This is a genomic window from Actinomadura fulvescens, from assembly GCF_039533225.1.
In the GTDB taxonomy this organism is placed as follows: Bacteria; Actinomycetota; Actinomycetes; order Streptosporangiales; family Streptosporangiaceae; genus Spirillospora; species Spirillospora fulvescens.
Genome location: NZ_BAAATD010000014.1, coordinates 81,012 through 96,667 on the forward strand (window position 1 = coordinate 81,012; position 15,656 = coordinate 96,667).

The following is a 15,656-nucleotide window of genomic DNA, read 5'->3' on the forward strand; positions in this document are numbered from 1 at the left end:
CGGCCGTTCACCAGCTGACCGGAAGCTCGGCGGGAGCGAACAGGGCCCGGTCGTTCCTCAGCGTGATGTCGCGCTCGTCGCAGGCGAGCTCCAGACGGGGGAGCCGCGTCAGCAGGATCCTCAACGCGATCGTGAATTGCAGGCGGGCGAGATGCGCTCCCGGGCAGTACCGGTATCCCTTGCCGAAGGCCAGGTGAGGGTTGGGAGTGCGCCGGATGTCGAAGGTGTCGGGCTCGGGGAACACGCTCTCGTCGCGGTTGGCCGACATGATGGCCGGTATCACGGCCTGTCCGGCGGCGACGGTGACGTCCCCGAGCCGGACCTCCTCGCGCGCGATCCTGAGCAGGGAGTTGCCGACCGCGAACGGGTTGATCCGCAGCAGCTCCTCCGCGGCGCCGGGCAGCAGGTCCGGCCGGGCGCGCAGCAGGTCCAGCTGATCGGGATGGCGCAGCAGCCGCAGGACCCCGTTCGCGATGGAGATCGCCAGCGGCCCGCGTCCGGCCAGCACCAGTGACCATCCGGCGTCCAGGAGCTCGGGCCCGGTCACCCGGCCGTCCTCGTCGTGGACTCTGACCAGGTCGCTCAGCACGTCCTGGCCGGGCGCCGCACGCTTGGCGTCCAGGAGCCGGGCCATGTGGGCGTCGATCTGTGCGCGCGCCCGCCTGATCTCGTCCGCCGAATCGAAGGAGAGCCCGAGAAGCCGGGAGGACACGTCGTCGAGACAGCGGTGATCGGAGTCCGGGACGCCCACCACCCGGCAGACGACCGACATCGCCAGCGGCCGGGCGTACGCGCCCACCAGGTCGGCCGGAGGCCCGGCGGCGACCATGTCGTCGAGCAGGGACCCGGCGGTGCGGGCGATGAACGGGCGCAGCCTCCTGGCCGCCGCCGGGGAGAACGCGGGTGCCAGGACCCTGCGGAGCCGGGCATGGTCCGCGCCGTCCTTCTTCTGCAGCGACTGGGAGCCGGGGATGATCGGCCGCAGGACCGGGGCGCCGGGCCGGTTGATCGCGGCGCGGCTGAAGCGCGGGTCGGTCAGCACCGTCCGGACGTGCTCGTAACTGCTGACCAGCCACCCCTCGTACCCCGTCGGAAAGGCCACCCGCGCCACCGGGCAGCCGGCCCGCAGCTCGGCGAACTCCGGCGGGACCGTCAGCGGGGGAGGCATGGGGAAGGGGAAGGGAATCGCCGCGTGCCCGCACGGACTCGTCATGCCGAAGATCCTTGGTGTCGTGCCATCGTGTTGTTCCGTACCCGGCAGCGGTGCCGCGCCCGGTTGCCCGGCCCGGACAGTGATGTCACCCCTGGGACGGTCGTGGCGCCAGCCGCAGCCGGCGAACGTCGGGATGGGCGAGCGGCGCCACGGCGGCGGCCGCGAGCCCGCCCGCGCACAGCAGCAGCGCGCCCTGCAGCCCGAGCCGTCCGACCGCGGGGTCGACCAGCAGGAACGCCAGCGGAGCCAGGCCGGTCTCGCCCAGCTGAACCCAGGCCGCCACGCGGCCCTGCTGGGATTCGGGGATCTTCTGCTGGACCAGGCTGCGCCAGGTGACCGCGGCGACCGTGAGCCCCATGGCGGCGAACACGACCGTCCCGGCGATCAACGGGAGCGGAGCGCCGCAGCCCATGCACAGGCCGGGCAGAGCCAGCGGCAGGAGGGCGGCACCACCGGCCTGGCCCGCGCGACGCGGCGTCCACACCAGAGCGAGCACGGCCCCGGCGACCGTCCCGATCCCCAGACACGAGGCGACCACGCCCCACGCGGCCGGGCCGCCGAGCCGCTGCTGCACGTACGTGAGCCCGGCGATCGCGTAGCTCACCTGCCAGCAGGACACCACCACGGCGCTGCCGAGCACCTTCCAGGCGATCCACGGCGTACGCGACACCACCCGCCAGCCCTCGCGGACGTCGGAACGGAACGTACGCCCTCGCGCACGGGCCGGCGGTGCCCGCACACCGCGCATGAGCAGCGCCGACAGCACGAAGCTGAGCGCGTTGACGCCGATCCCGACGGACGGTCCGGCGGCGGCCACGACCACGCCGCCGACGGCGGGCCCGAACACATCGACACCGGTCTGGGCCAGCTTGGCGAGCGAGTTGGCTTCCGGCGCCTGCTCGGCGGGGACCAGATCACCCACGAGACCGAACCGGGCCGGCGAGGAGAACGCCCTGGCGACGCTCACCGCCGCGGCGATCAACGCCAGCTGCGCGACCTGTGCCCGCTCCGCGGCGACCAGACAGGCCTGCAGCGCCACCAGTGAGCCGATGACCAGCTGCGCGACGACGATGACCCGGACCCGGGAGAACCGGTCGGCCAGCGTCCCGCCCACCGGCAGCATCAGCACGGTCGCGCCCGTCTGCCCCAAGGCGACCATGGCCACCCCGGAGGCGCCGTGGCCGAGCCGCAGCACGGCGAACGCCACGGCCCCGGTCGCCATCGCGGTCCCGGCCGAGGAGATCAGACCGGCCAGCAGGTAACGCCGGAACGGCGGATTGCCCCGAAGCGGAGCCGACACCCGAGCACCGTGCACACCGACGTCCCGCCAACGCGGCCACGAAGAATCGGTCGCCATCGATGCCGTCCCTGCCGTGTGACGGTGAGCGCCCGAGATCACGGTCGGCGCGCCGGTGCGATGACCACACGCCGTCACGCCATCCAGATTCAAAGAGTAACCATCAGCACGCGCACCGCAACGTACCGTAGTCACGCCTCGACGCCACGAGACGTTCCACCGGTCAGCGGCTCGTCAGTTCCCCGAACGGACCGAAGCCACAAATCACCCTTCGCGGTCCGTATCCCCAATGACTTTCCGCAACGCCCGCAGCCGAAGGGCTCATCCGTGCCAGCTCTGACCGGTGTGGTTTCCGCAGGGCTTGAGCACCAGGGCGACGAAGTCGGCGGGGGGTCTGGACGTGTCCAGGCACAGGCCGCTGGTGAGGTTGGTGAGCTGGCCGGTGCCGGGCTTGTACTGCCACTGCTGGCCGGTGTAGTTCCCGCACCGGTTCAGTACGGCGCTGACTCCCGTGGCGGGGGCCCTGGCTGTGTCCAGGCACAGCCCGCTGGGCGGGTTGGCGAGGCGGTAGGTGGTCTGGTCGTAGCTCCATTCCTGGCCGCTGAAGTTGCCGCAGGCACGGACTTGCACGGCGACACCGGGCCGCTGAGGGCCGTCGGTGTCGATGCACAGGCCGCTGGCGGTGTTGGTGAGCGGCCCCGGGCCCGACAGAGGCGATTGCGTACTGGGCCGCGGGTCGGGCGCAGGAGCGGTGGTCGGCTTAAGGCTTGTGGGCGATGCCGAAGGTGTGGCGCTGGTGGCGGGCGAGGTCGCCGTCGCGGCCCGGCCCGTGCTTCCCGCTCCGGGATCTCCGTTGGACGCGGCCAAGGCCAGCGCGGCACCACTGGCCGCGACGAGCACGACCGCGCCCAGACCCGCGAACGGCGCGAGCCGCCGGGCGGTGCGCGCGTCGAGCCGTGTTGTCAGCGCGCGGGTGCGAGGGTGGGGTGGAGCGGACGGCGAGCCGGTGAGCTCGGCGAGCAGCTGGGGAACGGTCGGCCGGGCGGCGGGATCCTTGGCGAGGGCACGGGCGACCAGGTGGCGAAGGTGCGCGTCAAGGCCGTCCAGATCAGGCTCGGCGTACTGGACCCGGTCGTTGATCTCGGTGCCGCCGGCCCCGCCGAAGGGAGGACGGCCCGTGCCCGCGTAGGCGACGACGGCGCCCCAGCAGAACACGTCGGCGGCGGGGAACGGCCGGCCGCCGGCCAGCAGCTCGGGCGCGATGTAGCCGGGAGTGCCGATGACCGTGCCTGAACGCGTCAGCTGCCCGGTGGCGTCCAGAGCGCGGGCGATACCGAAGTCGATGACCCGCGGGCCGACCGGTGACAGCAGCACGTTGGAGGGTTTGAGGTCCCGGTGGATCAGCCTGGCCTGGTGGATGGCGGTCAGGGCCGTGGCGATACCGACCGCGAGCGCGTCGAGGTCGGCTCCCCGCAGCGGACCCCGGGCCGACACCGCCTCCTGCACGGTCGGGCCGTCGATGAAGTCGGTGGCCACCCACAGCGGATCGTGGTCGAGACCGGCGTCCAGGACCGGCGCCGTGCAGAACCGCCGCACTCGCCGCGCCGCCTCGACCTCCTGCCGGAACCGTTCCCGGAACTCGGGCTCGCGCGCCAGCTCGTCGTTGATGACCTTCACCGCGACCCGCCGCCCGCCGCCGTCCTCGGCGAGCCACACAGTCCCCATTCCGCCGCGTCCCAGCCGGCGAACCAGCCGATACCGACCGATCATCTCGACCATGCGAAAAGCATGACAGAAAAACACCTGTGTCTGACAGCTCCCCGGCACCGCCCCGGCTGAAGGCGCACCGCGGGCGGCTGCCGGCGGCCCGATCTGTCAGGGAGCTGTGTCGCCGAAGACGCGGGTGTAGAGGCGGCGGGCGTGGGCGGTGGGTGAGGGTGCGCCGGGGACGATCCGGAACGTGGGGTCACCGCACCGCTGGTTCCTGGAAATCGCGCTCGACTACCCGGCCGGACGTCAGTGGGCGTGTGCGTCCAGTTCACGGATGATCAGTGGCCAGTGCTCCGGGGTGACACCGTGGCCGAGGTCGGGAACCGCGACAAGCCGGGCATCCGGAATCCGGGCGGCCAGCCGCCGGCCGGCCACCGGCTTCACGATCGGATCGGCCAGTCCGCTGATCACGAGGGTCGGGTGCCTGATCCCGGCGAGCGAGATCTTCCGTCTGTCGTGCAGGGCGGTCGCCAGCTGCCGGCCGCGCGCGTGCGGATCGGGCATCCTGCGGTCGAGGCATCGCTCGGCGGTCTCGCGCAGCCAGGTCTGGTCGAACTTGTGGAACCGGCCCTCGGTCAGCCGCATGACGTGCATGAGCATCCGCGCCTGCTCGTCCCGGGACCTGCCGTGGCGGCGCAGAACGCCGCGGAATGGCCCGGGGAAGCGGATGTAGCGGAACATCCCGAATCCGGCGTCGTCCATGGGCAGGCCGTTGAGCAGGGTCAGTGTCCGGAACCGCTCGGGGGAGCGGAGTGCGGCGAACTGGACGAGCCCGGCGCCCATCGACAGGCCGAGGACATGGGCGGCCTCCCACCCCATCGCGTCGAGCACCGCGGTCAGGTCGTCGAGCATGTCGTCCCGCGAGTAGGCCTTCTTCTTGCCGGTGAAGTGCGTCGACAGCCCCGCGTCCCGATGGTCGAACCGGACGACCTGGAACCCGGCCCGGACGAGCCCGTCGCAGAACATGTCGGCCCACCAGATCATCTGCCCGTCCAGGCCGCCGGCGAGCAGCAGCGGCCGCCCCTCGGTCCCGAACACCTCATAGGCGATCTCGACCTCACCGTTGCGAGCCGTGAACGTCTCCACCGAGCACCTCCTCGTTTTACAATGCACTTGCATGGTAACAAGTTGGCAATGCGACTGCATTGCATAGGGGGTGGGCGGGTGCCCAAGCAGGTAGACCACGAGGAGCGCCGCCGCGCGATCGCCGAGGCGGTCCTGACGCTGCTGGCCACCCGGGGCGCCGAGGGGGCGAGCCTGCGCACCGTGGCCGCCGAGGCCGGCGTCTCGATGGGGGCCGTCCAGCACTACTTCAAGGCGAAGGAGGAGATGATCCTTTTTGCCCTGGAGTACGGCAATGAGAACCTGGCGGCCCGCATGCGACAGCGCATGGCCGCCCACCCCGACACCCCGCCCCGCGACCTCTACCGCTACTTCTTCACCCAGCTGCTCCCCCTGGACGAGGAGTCGCGCCGGGGTGCCCGGGTCTGGATGGCCTTCCTCTCTCGCGCGGCGATCGACCCCGCGGCCCAGCGGCTTGCCGCCGAGGCCTACACCAACCTCACCGCGTTCGTCCGCGCCCGGCTGGCCGACGTCGGTGTGCCCGCCGAATCGCTCGACCTGGCCTCCCACCACCTGGTCGCCGTCCTGGAGGGCCTGCGCTACCCCCTGCTCCTGGGCGCCCGCACCCCCGAGGAGACCCTGGCGGTCCTCGACGCCCAGCTGGCCTCGCTCTCCATCCCCGACGACCGATGAACGCCTGTCAGGCCGAGCCGGCAGGCGGCCCGGTCGGGCCGGTTCAGGCACCAGCGTCGTGGCGAGGTCGTGCACTACCGCGCATGCGGGTGCTGCCGCCGTCCGCGGTGATCCGCCGGACGAGGTCACCGTCGAACGAGCCGAGCAGCGGCGAGGGCCTGCGCGAACTCGGCGCGAACGAGATCGTGGTCGGGCTCGACGACATCGACACGTCCGTCGACGTGGTGCTGGACAGTGTGGGCGGCGGGCACCTGGTCACCGCCTGGAGCCTGCTGCGACCCGGCGGGAGCCTGCAGAGCATCGGCTGGGCATCCGGCGAACCCGCGACGTTCCCGCCCAACTCGACCTTCGTTCCCGGCGCGGCCAAGACCCTGCGGTCGTTCGGCGACGCGTCCCGCCCCGGCCCCGACCTGGCCGTCCTCGCCGAGCCCGGGCACTCGTAGCCAGCCGTTCCAGGCAGCGGTGATGCCGGGTTCGTGCCGTCCCTTTTGGATGTTTGTCCAGGTGGGGGAGGGGCAGGGCGGTTCGAGGGGGTGACCGTGATGGTCGAGGTCGCACGGACTGCGGAGCTGGACATCGGCTACGTGGTGACGGGCCCTGAGCCCGGGCGCAGCCTGGTGGCCGTGCACGGGTGGCCGGACGACGTTCATTGCTGGGACGGGGTGGTGCCGTTCTGGCATGAAGCCGGCTACCGGGTGTACCGGCCATACCTGCGGGGCTTTGGGCCGACGCGGTTTCGTGCTGCGGACAAGATGCGCAGCGGTCAGATCGGTGCGCTCGGGCACGATCTGGCGGCCTTCCTGGAGGCACTGGAGCTGGATCGGGTGCTGGTGGTGGGGCACGACTGGGGCGCACGGGCCGGGTACGTGGTGGGCGCGTTGTTTCCCGAACGGGTGGCGGCGCTCGTGGCGTTGTCGGCGGGATACGCGACCAACCGGCCGGACGCGCCGTTGAGCTGGCCTCTTGTGCACGCCTACTGGTACGAGTGGTTCGTCGCGACCGAGCGTGGCCGCCGCGCCATGCGAGATGACCGCCGGTCCTTCTCGCGCTATCTGTGGGAGTCCTGGGCGCCCGGGTGGAGCTTCAGCGACGAGGAGTTCGAGCAGGCGGCGGTGGCCTGGGACAACGACGACTGGCCGCCGATCACCGTGCACGCCTACCTGCACCGCTGGGGCGAGGCGGCAGGTGACGAGGCTTATGACGACATCGAGCAGCGACTGTCGGATCCGCCGCCGGTACGGGTTCCGACGCTGGTGGTGCACGGCGCCCAGGACGGGGACAATCTGCCCGAGACAACCGAAGGCAAGCAAGAGTTGTTCGCCGCCGGCTACGAACGAGTCGTTCTGCCTGAGGTTGGCCACTTTCCTCCACGCGAGGTACCCGACAAGGTCGCCGAACTGACACTTCGGCATGCGAAAGCAGCTGAAGCATCACTCCATTCCAGCGAGACCAGGTAGAGGCTGGCTGCACGGCTGCGCCTAGGCGAGACCGAGGCGGCGCAGGGCGTCCAAGACGATGGACGGGTCATCGATGCGGCGCTGCTGGAGCTGGGTGCGCGGGGTGTTGGCCAGTTCGAGGGCGGCGTTGGTGAAGGCGATGGCTTGGCGGCGCATGGCGTGGGTGTCGACGAACTGCATGGTCGGCATGTTGGCGTTGAGCAGGTAGGCCGGGCCGGTGATGAACTGGAGCGAGGGCAGGGCGGAGATCCGCCACAGGCCCTCGCCGTCGCCCGGCCACCAGAAGCCGCTGGGCGACTCCAAGCGGGTGTCGGGCAGGAACGGCCGCATCACCCGCGCGTCCCCGACCTTGGACCGCAGCTGGGCTCGCCGGGCGGCGTTGATCATGGCGGGGTGCGGAGAGGTGAAGCAGATGGCCGTCTCATAGCCGGGCGCGATGCGGTAGTCGCCGTTGGCGTCGGGCAGCCAGGGACGTGCCCCCAGGTGCTCCAGGCTCATGGCCGCCGCGGTTCGGGCGACCATGCCGTCGGCGTGGCGGCGCAGGAACGCGTCGGTGCCCATCGTGCCCGCCATGTGGCCGGTGGCCATCACCACGAGGATGGAACGGGGGAGATGCCGGCGGGGGATCCGGGCCAGGTACTGCGCCATCGCCAGGATGGCCTCGGGGCCGTTCTCTTCCAGGCCGTTGGTGCCGTCGGTATGGGAGTGCAGCATGACCAGTTCGTCGCTGGCTCCGGGGATGATGCCGTAGAGGTTGGGCGTCGTCACTCGCGTCACCGCGGCCCGCAGCCGAATGCGTACCTGAGCACCGCTGCCGGCGGCTTTCATCAGCCGCGCCCCGGTGTCGCGGTCGACGATGAGCGACGGGAGACCGCGGATGATCCCGTCGTAGGGCAGGTACTGGCCGCGGGCGACATCGCGGGGCAGGTCGAGGACGATGACCAGGCCGAGAGCCCCGGCCTTCTTGTAGTCGTCCAGGGCTTTGGCCGCCGACATGCCGCCGGACCAGGGCCGGTTGTAGATCTCGGCCGGGTTGTAGCCGGGGTGGTGCTTGGGCTGCCAGGGCGCGTCCCAGTCGATGAGGTCCATCAGCAGGTAGGGGATGCGCCACGGGTCCACCTTGACGATGCCGATGGTGTCGCGGCGGGGGTGGGCCGACAACGGCGCGGTGACCCCGTCCGGCCCGGTGCTGCCGGAGTACGGCACGTACCAGGCCACATCGACCGGGCCGGCGTCCTGGCCACCGATCACATCCAGGCCCCACGTGGAGGGTTCCCAGCGGTTCAGCGGAGTCTGGTCGGCCTGGACGTCGCGGATGCCGACCTGTTCCATGCGTTCCGCCAGATGGTCGACGTAACGGTGGTGCGAACCGGTGCCGGTGGCTCGCAGCCCGACGTCGTCGGCGGCCTGCTGCCAGACGTGGATCTGCTCCCAGGGCAGGAACTGGACGGGGTCGACGCAACGGGCGGCGGCGCCGGTGAGCTCGGCGCCCGGCCAGTCCGGAGCCGAACCGGCGGCCAGCGCCGGCGGGGCGAGCCAGCCCCCGGCCGCCAGGCCGGCGAGGGCCGCGCCCCCACGGGTCAGGACGTCCCGGCGAGCGAACGTGCTGGGGCCAGAGTCGTCAGGCATCGCAAGTCCTTTCGGGGGGCTGGTGCGGCGTCCCGATGTCAGGCCAGGACGCGCAGGAAGCTGTGGGCGATCTGCCGGTAACCGGCCGCGTTGGCGTGCCCGTCGTTGTGGGTGCACTGGGACGTCCAGACGCAGATGCGTGCGACGTTCAGCGGGATGGTGCCGTACGGCGCGAGAGTCACCTTGGTGGCGAAGTCGTGAGTGGAGAAGGCCGCGTTGACGTCGGCGACCTGGAATCCGGCCGCCGCGGCGGCGGCCCGCTGAACGGCGTTGAACGCGTCGACCAGCGCGACGGAGGCGACGGCGAAGGCCTTGCCGCCGGTCACCCAGGAGGCCAGGCCGGGGTCGTAGGAGGTCATCGAGGCGTACACCGGGGTGTCACCGCCCGCGCCGCGCAGCTTTCCGGTGATCTGCGGCAGCTCGGTGACGAGACCGCCGGTGCCGCTCAGCCCGCAGACGATGTCGCCTTGCAGTAGGCAGCCGACGTTGTTGACCCCGATACTCAACGTGACGTAGCGGACCTGGCCTGGGTGCTGCTTGATGAACGCGATCGCCGCGTTCAGCTGCGAACCCGCCGGGTAGCGGCAGATCCCGCCGTTGATCATGGTCGTGGTGGTCTCGCCGCCGCAGCCCAGCTTCACCAGCCGGAGGTTCGGCTGGTCCACTTTCAGCGCCGCGTGAAGAACGTCGGTGTAGCCCTCGTTGGTGGCTCCCTGCCCGACCTGGGCTCCGATCGCCCCCGAGTCACCGAGCGCCAGATAGTACGTCGGCGGCGAGGCCGCCCGCGCGGGGCCGCCGGAGCAGAGCACGAACATCAACGCCGCCACGGCCGCCTTCGACCAACGCGTCATCGGACCAGCACCTTTCATCGGGGCGCGGAAACCCAGACCCCCGAATCGCCACGCGTCCGCGGCGCCTCATACAGACAAAGATATTTGTTAGAGGCTCGGTTCTCTACGCCACCGATGACAACAAATCCGGCCACGCCTCAGGTCGTGACATATTGTAAAGAGTTGACTACTCTGGGATACGGCCTGGCCATTCACCCCCAGGAGGAGCCGATGCGCCGCCCCACTCTGGCCGCCCTTGCCGCTGCGTTCCTGCTCACGGCGGCGGTTCCGGCCCCCGCCCAGGCCGCCGAAGGCACGTTCTTCTACACCAGGGCCGACACCGGCAGGGAGACCTTCCTCGGCAGCACGCCCAACGGCGTCTGCCTCTCGGTCCCCGGCGGGGCCCGCACGGCGCTCAACGACACCGACACCGACGCCACGATGTACACCAACAGCAGCTGCACCGCGTTCGGGGGGTTCGTCGGCTCCCGCCAGTCCGCAGAGTTCTCAGCCCCCTTCCCGACGTTCGTCAGATTCGGGTAGGACGCGCTTCGTTGTAGGCCGGACCGGAGCCCGCCTGTCACCGGTCCCTGCTCTGCGGCGGGGAGGTCGCGTGGGTCGGAGGCAGTCCGCCACCGGCGTCTGGGTCTGGGTGCGGGCCACCGCTGCGCTCGACGCTAGGAGAGGGACTGGACGATTTCTTGGGGGACTTGGGCTTTGTCCGGGGCTTTGTGATGACGGGTGTTCGGTCGTGGCTGCGAGGCCGGGTGGCCGGGGTTGGTGTCGCGGAGGGGAGTGGAGAGGAAGACGCCGGATCCGAGGAAGGCGTCGGCGTTGGATGAGGCGAAGTGCGGGCGGAGGGATCGGCGCGCCAGCCGGTGAGTGCGATGGTCAAGGCGCCGATGGCCAGCAGTGTGGGGATCACGGCGTGCAGCATCCCGAGCACGGTCCAGCGCTGCGCTGCTGGCCGCTCGCGGACGTGCGGTGACGGGACGGTCTGGTCATCGCTTCGGTGGGGGATGCCTTGGTGGTCATCGGCGGGAGCCGATTTGCCGCTTGGTGCGGGCTGGACTTGCTCGTCGGTGCCGGTGTGGACGGGTCGCTGGCGGTAGGCGTGGTCGGCCAGCCTCCACAGAGTCTTGAGCTCGGTTTGGTTGGTGTCGGCGAGCTGGCCGAGCGCGCTGGCCACCTTCCAGGGCGGCAGGACCTGGCCGTTGAGGTAGCGGCTCCACGCCGATCGGCTGGCCGGGGTCCGCCGCGCCAGATCGGTCAGGCTCAGCCCGGTGTGGTCTTTGAGTTCCCGCAACCGCACGGTCAGATGCCGCATCTCTGGTTCCAGCGCCTCGGGAAGAGGCCGCCATGTGCCCAACGCGTCGTCCCTCCGCAGTGCATGGATATACCTGCGAAAAGATACGAGCAGCCGCGGGCACAGCGCGTCGAACAGGGGGTTGAACCGCGCTACCGCGATTGGCTTGCAGAAACTCCGGACGTACAACCAGTGCCGTACGGCCGTACTCCACCGGCTTGAGTGCCGAGTCGTACCCACGGCGTGGAATCAGCCCCGGGTTTCGCATCGCTCGATCCGCCGCTGGCAGCTCGGCAAAGGGCGGAGGCGAGGGGAGATTGGCCTGGTCCCCAGCACGGCTGGTGCCGCAGGTGAGAGCACGGGACCACGGGGACCCCCATGGTCCCGTGCCTCAATGACCGGACATCAGGCGCTGGGTCAGCGCCAGCGGGAGTCGCAGGTGCGCTTGCCGCTGCCCTGCTTGCACGCCTGCATCCAGAAGTCCTTGAATCGCAGGCCGTACATGGTGTCCATGTTTACGGGCAGAGTGATGGGGGCGCGCTTGCCCTTGGTCGTCTTGATGATCGCCGTCTTGGTCTGCCAGTACGTACCCCTGCTGACCCGCCAGTGAATCCGGAACTGCGCGTACTTGCCGTCGTTGGCGCTGTCGCGCACGGAGCCCTTCAGCGAGAGCCTGGCCACGCCCCGAGGATTCTCCCAGCACAGAGTCGCCCAGGCCGACGCTCCGCTGATCGAGCTTCTGCCCTTACGACAATTCCACCGTGCCTGCCGGGCCTCGGGGGGTTGTTCGGCGGACACGGCCGCGGTTGCCGTGCTCGGGGAGGCGGGCTGTGCCTGAACGTGCGCCTGCGCCGGTGGTGCGGTCAGCAGGCTCGCGCCGCAGGCCGCCGCCGCGATCCCCATGAACGCTGTACGTGTCGCTGCCATGGCAACGACTCCTTTCAATCTGGTTTCGTCCGGTGGCCGGCTGGCCCCGCTGGACAGATCCTGATCAGCGCGGCCACTCCCTCGGTAGGGTGATCGGCACAACCGCGCAGCGCCGGGACATCTCACCTGCTGACCTGCGGGGACAAGCCGCACAGCGGGACGGGACGGGACGCTGCCGGCGGCGGATGGCATGGCGGCAGCCTGGCAATACCAGACAGAATCCATGTTCTGTCTGGTATAGCGATCGGAGCTCGGGCAGGCTTCACCGCCTCGCCGTGTCGATGGCCCGTACCGCCTCCCCCCGCATCCGCCAGCCGTCACGCCGGAAGTGCCAGGTGGCGCGGTGTAGAAGCCGGTGTCAGCACGCTGCCTGTTTTTTGGCACTGAAGCTCTATAGATCGATGTGACCCATCTGGGACATTCGCGTTGCAGATATCCGAGCCGTCCGCGTTCCGGATGGTTTCTGAGGAGGGTCGCATGAAACTCACACACGTGATCGCCGCGCTGTGCGTGGCGGTCACCACGGTGGTGGCGGGGCCGGTGCAGGCCTCGGCCGCCGCCGGTCCGCACCAGCGGGGGCCGGACCCCACCGAGGCCTCGGTGAAGGCCGAGAAGGGGCCGTTCGAGATCGCGAGCGTCTCCGTCGGGCCCTTCAACGGGGGGTTCGGCGGCGGCACCATCTGGTATCCCAAGGACGAGAGCGGCACGTTCGGCGCCGTCGTGGTCTCGCCCGGCTTCATGACCGTGGAACCGATGATCCAGTGGTACGGACGCACGCTGGCCTCCCACGGCTTCGTGGTCATGACCATGTCGACCATCACCCCGATCGACCCGCCCTTCGGCCGCGCCGCGCAGCTGCGGTCCGCGCTGGACTACCTCAAGAGCAAGAGCGCGATGAAGGACAAGGTCGACCCTGCCCGTCTCGGCCTGATGGGTCATTCGATGGGCGGCGGGGGCACTCTGGACGCGGCGGCCCAGCTGCCCGATCTCAAGGCGGCCATTCCCCTCGCGCCCTGGAACCTGGACTTCTCGTCGCCACCGAAGGTCAAGGCCCCGACGATGATCATCGGCGCGGACATGGACCCGATCGCCCCTTCGGGCCTGCTCGCCGAGTCGTTCTACAAGAGCCTCACCGCCCAGAACCGGACGTACGTGAAGCTCAAGATGGCAGGGCACACCCTGTCGTACCTGCTGTACAACCCCACCATCACCAAGTACAGCGTGTCCTGGCTCAAGCGGTTCCTTGACAACGACACCCGCTATGACCAGTTCCTCTGCCCTCTTCCCACGCCCAGCAGCACCGTCGCCGACTACAAGGGCATTTGCCCCCTCACCTGACCGATCCGGGCTGAGTCCGGCCTTGGCTCCTCCCAAGGCCGGACTTCTTCACCGCAACCCTTCTGTCAGGGCTTTCCCGGTAATTTCACTGCAAGTCTGAGCACGACCCCATAAGAACACAAGTGTCTGTTAGTAAACGTGACGCAGGTCATAAGCGGCAGATTTCGCGTTGATCGCGCTTGCCAGTCCCCTGACGTGCGGCATCGCGCTCCCCCGGACGGTCGGCCTCGGTGAGGGCCGTTCGGCCGGGTCAAGAGAACGTTCTGCGAGGTTCCGCCACGGACAGATCCTCGTTCACTATGATTACTCTGTGTAGCAAACTGGTAAATGGAGAGTAACCTCCGACCGCTGGCCGAACGTTCCGCCCGTCGGCTGCTGTCGCCCGCGCCGAAACCGACACCGGAGTGAGGTCGTAAGTGGACAAGGCAGTGAGGGCTGCGGACCAGGACTGGGATGACGATCCGCTGACCGTGGTGACCACCCGGCGTGTGGCGCGGCGGTTCCGGCTCGCGGTGCGGATCCTGCTCGGCCTGGCCACGGTGTGGATGGTGTGGTCCGTACTGGCTTACCTGTCCGACCACGGGACGACCGCTGATCCGAACCACCACCGTGGAATGGCCGCGTTGATCATCACGCCGGTGGTGTTCCTGACGCTGCTGGCCTTGGAGGTGGCGGCGCCGCTGGCCAAGCCCGATCCGGTGCGTATCCGCCGGCGGCTGGGCCTGGTCAGCGCTTTCGCCACCGTGCTGTGCCTGGCGGCCATCGCGGTGGCCTGGTCGCAGGTGTACGAGCGGAGCGCCCTGATGGAGGCGAAGGGCACCGTGGTGGCGGGGCCGCGGCAGGCCGAGGACTTTCTCCGGTCGCACCTGCCGCGCGAGGACGCCGGTGCCAAGCGGATACCGACGGGGGTCTTCCTGCAGTCGGTGAAGTTCGAGGGCGCCAGCGACGTGGCCGTATCCGGATATGTCTGGCAGCGCGTCCCGAAGGGGGCGGAGGACAAGGCGGGGGTCGTGTTCCCCGAGGCCGACGACGCGTACGTCACCAAGGACAGCGAGGTCTACCGGCAGGTACAGGGAGATCACACGCTCATCGGCTGGTACTTCGACACCCAGCTGCGGCAGCGCTTCGACTACGGCAGCTATCCGCTGGACAAGCAGAACGTGTGGCTGCGCATGTGGTCGGCCGACTTCAGCGACCAGGCGATCCTGTCGCCCGACTACGCCGCCTACCCTCCCTGGAAGAACGGCGCGATGACCGGGGTGGACGAGCAGATGGTCTACGGCGAGTGGAACCCCGACTTCACCGCCTTCAGCTACGTCACCAACCACTACAACTCCAACTTCGGTTACGGCACCACCGCCACCCAGGCCGGTGACGGCACCCCGGAGCTGTATTTCAACCTCGGCCTCAAGCGTGACCCCCAGGGTCCGCTGTACGGCCAGCTCATCCGCTGGCTCTTCATCGCCCTGATCGTGTTCGCCGCGTTGTTCCTGGTCACCGTCGACTCCGAGCGGCGGGAGGTCGTCGGCTTCACCACGTTCGAGGTGATGAGCTTCGCGGTCGGCATGCTGCTGGTCATCGTCTTCGACCAGGTGGCCGTGCGCGAGGCGGTCGAAGCGCGCGGCGTGGTGTATCTGGAGTACTTCTCCTATGCCCTGTACGGGATGATCCTGCTGGTCGGCCTCAACGCCATGCTGATCACCACCAAGACCCACATCCGCGTCCTGACCTGGGGCGGAAACCTGCTGCCCAAGCTGCTCTACTGGCCGTGCTACCTGGGCATGGTCCTGACCGCCACCCTCCTGGCGTTCCTCGTCTGACCTCGCCGCAGCCGCGCGACCTGCGGTCCAACGGGTCTGCGTCATCTCAGTGAGGAGGCAGGGGCCTCCCGCTGAGAACCATGGGAGCGGAGGCGATGGAACGACGCCGGGCCGAGCTGCGCCAGGACCTTGTCGAGCAGACGATCGACGCTGAGACGCGCCTTCGCCAGGCCCCAGCTCGACCGGTGGGAACGCGAGCAGAGCCACGATGAGCCTGCGGAGGAAGGCGGCGAGACACGATGACCGGCGATGCTGTAGGGGGGCGCGTACTCAGCTGGGATTGAGTATCGCGGCGGTGTTCCTGGCGGGGCGGG

Annotated in this window: 14 protein-coding genes; 6 read left to right on the forward strand and 8 right to left on the reverse strand. The window is 69.7% G+C overall.

Features of this window, described 5'->3' with window-relative positions; all coding sequences use genetic code 11:
* Nucleotides 1-7: 7 nt before the first annotated feature.
* The 4 genes from ABD333_RS38390 to ABD333_RS38405 form a co-directional block, all read right to left on the reverse strand.
* Complete coding sequence (locus ABD333_RS38390; RefSeq protein ID WP_344547520.1) at nucleotides 8-1,213, reverse strand: cytochrome P450; 1,206 nt, start codon at nucleotides 1,211-1,213, stop codon at nucleotides 8-10.
* Between the two features lie 85 nt (nucleotides 1,214-1,298).
* The gene (locus ABD333_RS38395; protein ID WP_344547521.1) at nucleotides 1,299-2,513 is read right to left on the reverse strand and encodes an MFS transporter; all 1,215 of its coding nucleotides are present in this window, start codon (nucleotides 2,511-2,513) and stop codon (nucleotides 1,299-1,301) included.
* A gap of 318 nt (nucleotides 2,514-2,831) precedes the next feature.
* Nucleotides 2,832-4,289: a protein kinase domain-containing protein gene (locus ABD333_RS38400; RefSeq protein ID WP_344547522.1), complete on the reverse strand. Its 1,458-nt coding sequence runs from the start codon at nucleotides 4,287-4,289 to the stop codon at nucleotides 2,832-2,834.
* A 237-nt stretch (nucleotides 4,290-4,526) separates the two neighbouring features.
* Complete coding sequence (locus ABD333_RS38405) at nucleotides 4,527-5,366, reverse strand: alpha/beta fold hydrolase (protein WP_344547523.1); 840 nt, start codon at nucleotides 5,364-5,366, stop codon at nucleotides 4,527-4,529.
* Between the two features lie 78 nt (nucleotides 5,367-5,444).
* Here ABD333_RS38405 and ABD333_RS38410 point away from each other — a divergent pair, with 78 nt between their 5' ends.
* The 3 genes from ABD333_RS38410 (at nucleotide 5,445) to ABD333_RS38420 (ending at nucleotide 7,492) form a co-directional block, all read left to right on the forward strand.
* A complete protein-coding gene (locus tag ABD333_RS38410) occupies nucleotides 5,445-6,035 on the forward strand; it encodes a TetR/AcrR family transcriptional regulator (protein WP_344547524.1) in 591 nt (196 codons plus the stop codon).
* 83 nt (nucleotides 6,036-6,118) lie between these two features.
* Nucleotides 6,119-6,478 (forward strand): MDR/zinc-dependent alcohol dehydrogenase-like family protein, encoded by a 360-nt coding sequence (locus ABD333_RS38415; RefSeq protein ID WP_344547525.1) that lies wholly within the window; start codon nucleotides 6,119-6,121, stop codon nucleotides 6,476-6,478.
* 99 nt (nucleotides 6,479-6,577) lie between these two features.
* Complete coding sequence (locus ABD333_RS38420) at nucleotides 6,578-7,492, forward strand: alpha/beta fold hydrolase (protein WP_344547526.1); 915 nt, start codon at nucleotides 6,578-6,580, stop codon at nucleotides 7,490-7,492.
* Between the two features lie 21 nt (nucleotides 7,493-7,513).
* On the opposite strand, the gene ABD333_RS38425 is transcribed toward ABD333_RS38420, so the two are convergent.
* A complete protein-coding gene (locus ABD333_RS38425; RefSeq protein ID WP_344547527.1) occupies nucleotides 7,514-9,121 on the reverse strand; it encodes a zinc-binding metallopeptidase family protein in 1,608 nt (535 codons plus the stop codon).
* 38 nt (nucleotides 9,122-9,159) lie between these two features.
* Nucleotides 9,160-9,972, reverse strand: coding sequence for an SGNH/GDSL hydrolase family protein (locus tag ABD333_RS38430; RefSeq protein ID WP_344547529.1), 813 nt, complete (start codon nucleotides 9,970-9,972; stop codon nucleotides 9,160-9,162).
* A 162-nt stretch (nucleotides 9,973-10,134) separates the two neighbouring features.
* Between ABD333_RS38430 and ABD333_RS38435 the strand changes: the two genes are divergently transcribed.
* Complete coding sequence (locus tag ABD333_RS38435; RefSeq protein ID WP_344547530.1) at nucleotides 10,135-10,494, forward strand: hypothetical protein; 360 nt, start codon at nucleotides 10,135-10,137, stop codon at nucleotides 10,492-10,494.
* 37 nt (nucleotides 10,495-10,531) lie between these two features.
* Here ABD333_RS38435 and ABD333_RS38440 read toward each other — a convergent pair whose 3' ends face one another.
* The gene (locus ABD333_RS38440; protein ID WP_344547531.1) at nucleotides 10,532-11,278 is read right to left on the reverse strand and encodes a helix-turn-helix domain-containing protein; all 747 of its coding nucleotides are present in this window, start codon (nucleotides 11,276-11,278) and stop codon (nucleotides 10,532-10,534) included.
* Between the two features lie 396 nt (nucleotides 11,279-11,674).
* Nucleotides 11,675-12,184, reverse strand: coding sequence for a hypothetical protein (locus ABD333_RS38445; protein WP_344547532.1), 510 nt, complete (start codon nucleotides 12,182-12,184; stop codon nucleotides 11,675-11,677).
* 477 nt (nucleotides 12,185-12,661) lie between these two features.
* On the opposite strand from ABD333_RS38445, the gene ABD333_RS38450 reads away from it, so the two are divergent.
* Both ABD333_RS38450 and ABD333_RS38455 read left to right on the forward strand, forming a co-directional pair.
* Nucleotides 12,662-13,522 (forward strand): dienelactone hydrolase family protein, encoded by an 861-nt coding sequence (locus ABD333_RS38450; RefSeq protein ID WP_344547533.1) that lies wholly within the window; start codon nucleotides 12,662-12,664, stop codon nucleotides 13,520-13,522.
* 416 nt (nucleotides 13,523-13,938) lie between these two features.
* Nucleotides 13,939-15,342 (forward strand): hypothetical protein, encoded by a 1,404-nt coding sequence (locus ABD333_RS38455; protein WP_344547534.1) that lies wholly within the window; start codon nucleotides 13,939-13,941, stop codon nucleotides 15,340-15,342.
* Nucleotides 15,343-15,656 lie beyond the last annotated feature (314 nt).

What these genes read in the sequence shown, in the direction of transcription:
- ABD333_RS38390 (WP_344547520.1), bottom strand. Translation starts at nt 1,213, where the DNA reads ATGACGAGTCCGTGCGGGCACGCGGCGATTCCCTTCCCCTTCCCCATG.
- ABD333_RS38400 (WP_344547522.1), bottom strand. Translation starts at nt 4,289, where the DNA reads ATGGTCGAGATGATCGGTCGGTATCGGCTGGTTCGCCGGCTGGGACGC.
- ABD333_RS38415 (WP_344547525.1), top strand. Translation starts at nt 6,119, where the DNA reads ATGCGGGTGCTGCCGCCGTCCGCGGTGATCCGCCGGACGAGGTCACCG.
- ABD333_RS38420 (WP_344547526.1), top strand. Translation starts at nt 6,578, where the DNA reads ATGGTCGAGGTCGCACGGACTGCGGAGCTGGACATCGGCTACGTGGTG.
- ABD333_RS38425 (WP_344547527.1), bottom strand. Translation starts at nt 9,121, where the DNA reads ATGCCTGACGACTCTGGCCCCAGCACGTTCGCTCGCCGGGACGTCCTG.
- ABD333_RS38430 (WP_344547529.1), bottom strand. Translation starts at nt 9,972, where the DNA reads ATGACGCGTTGGTCGAAGGCGGCCGTGGCGGCGTTGATGTTCGTGCTC.
- ABD333_RS38440 (WP_344547531.1), bottom strand. Translation starts at nt 11,278, where the DNA reads ATGCGGCATCTGACCGTGCGGTTGCGGGAACTCAAAGACCACACCGGG.
- ABD333_RS38445 (WP_344547532.1), bottom strand. Translation starts at nt 12,184, where the DNA reads ATGGCAGCGACACGTACAGCGTTCATGGGGATCGCGGCGGCGGCCTGC.
- ABD333_RS38450 (WP_344547533.1), top strand. Translation starts at nt 12,662, where the DNA reads ATGAAACTCACACACGTGATCGCCGCGCTGTGCGTGGCGGTCACCACG.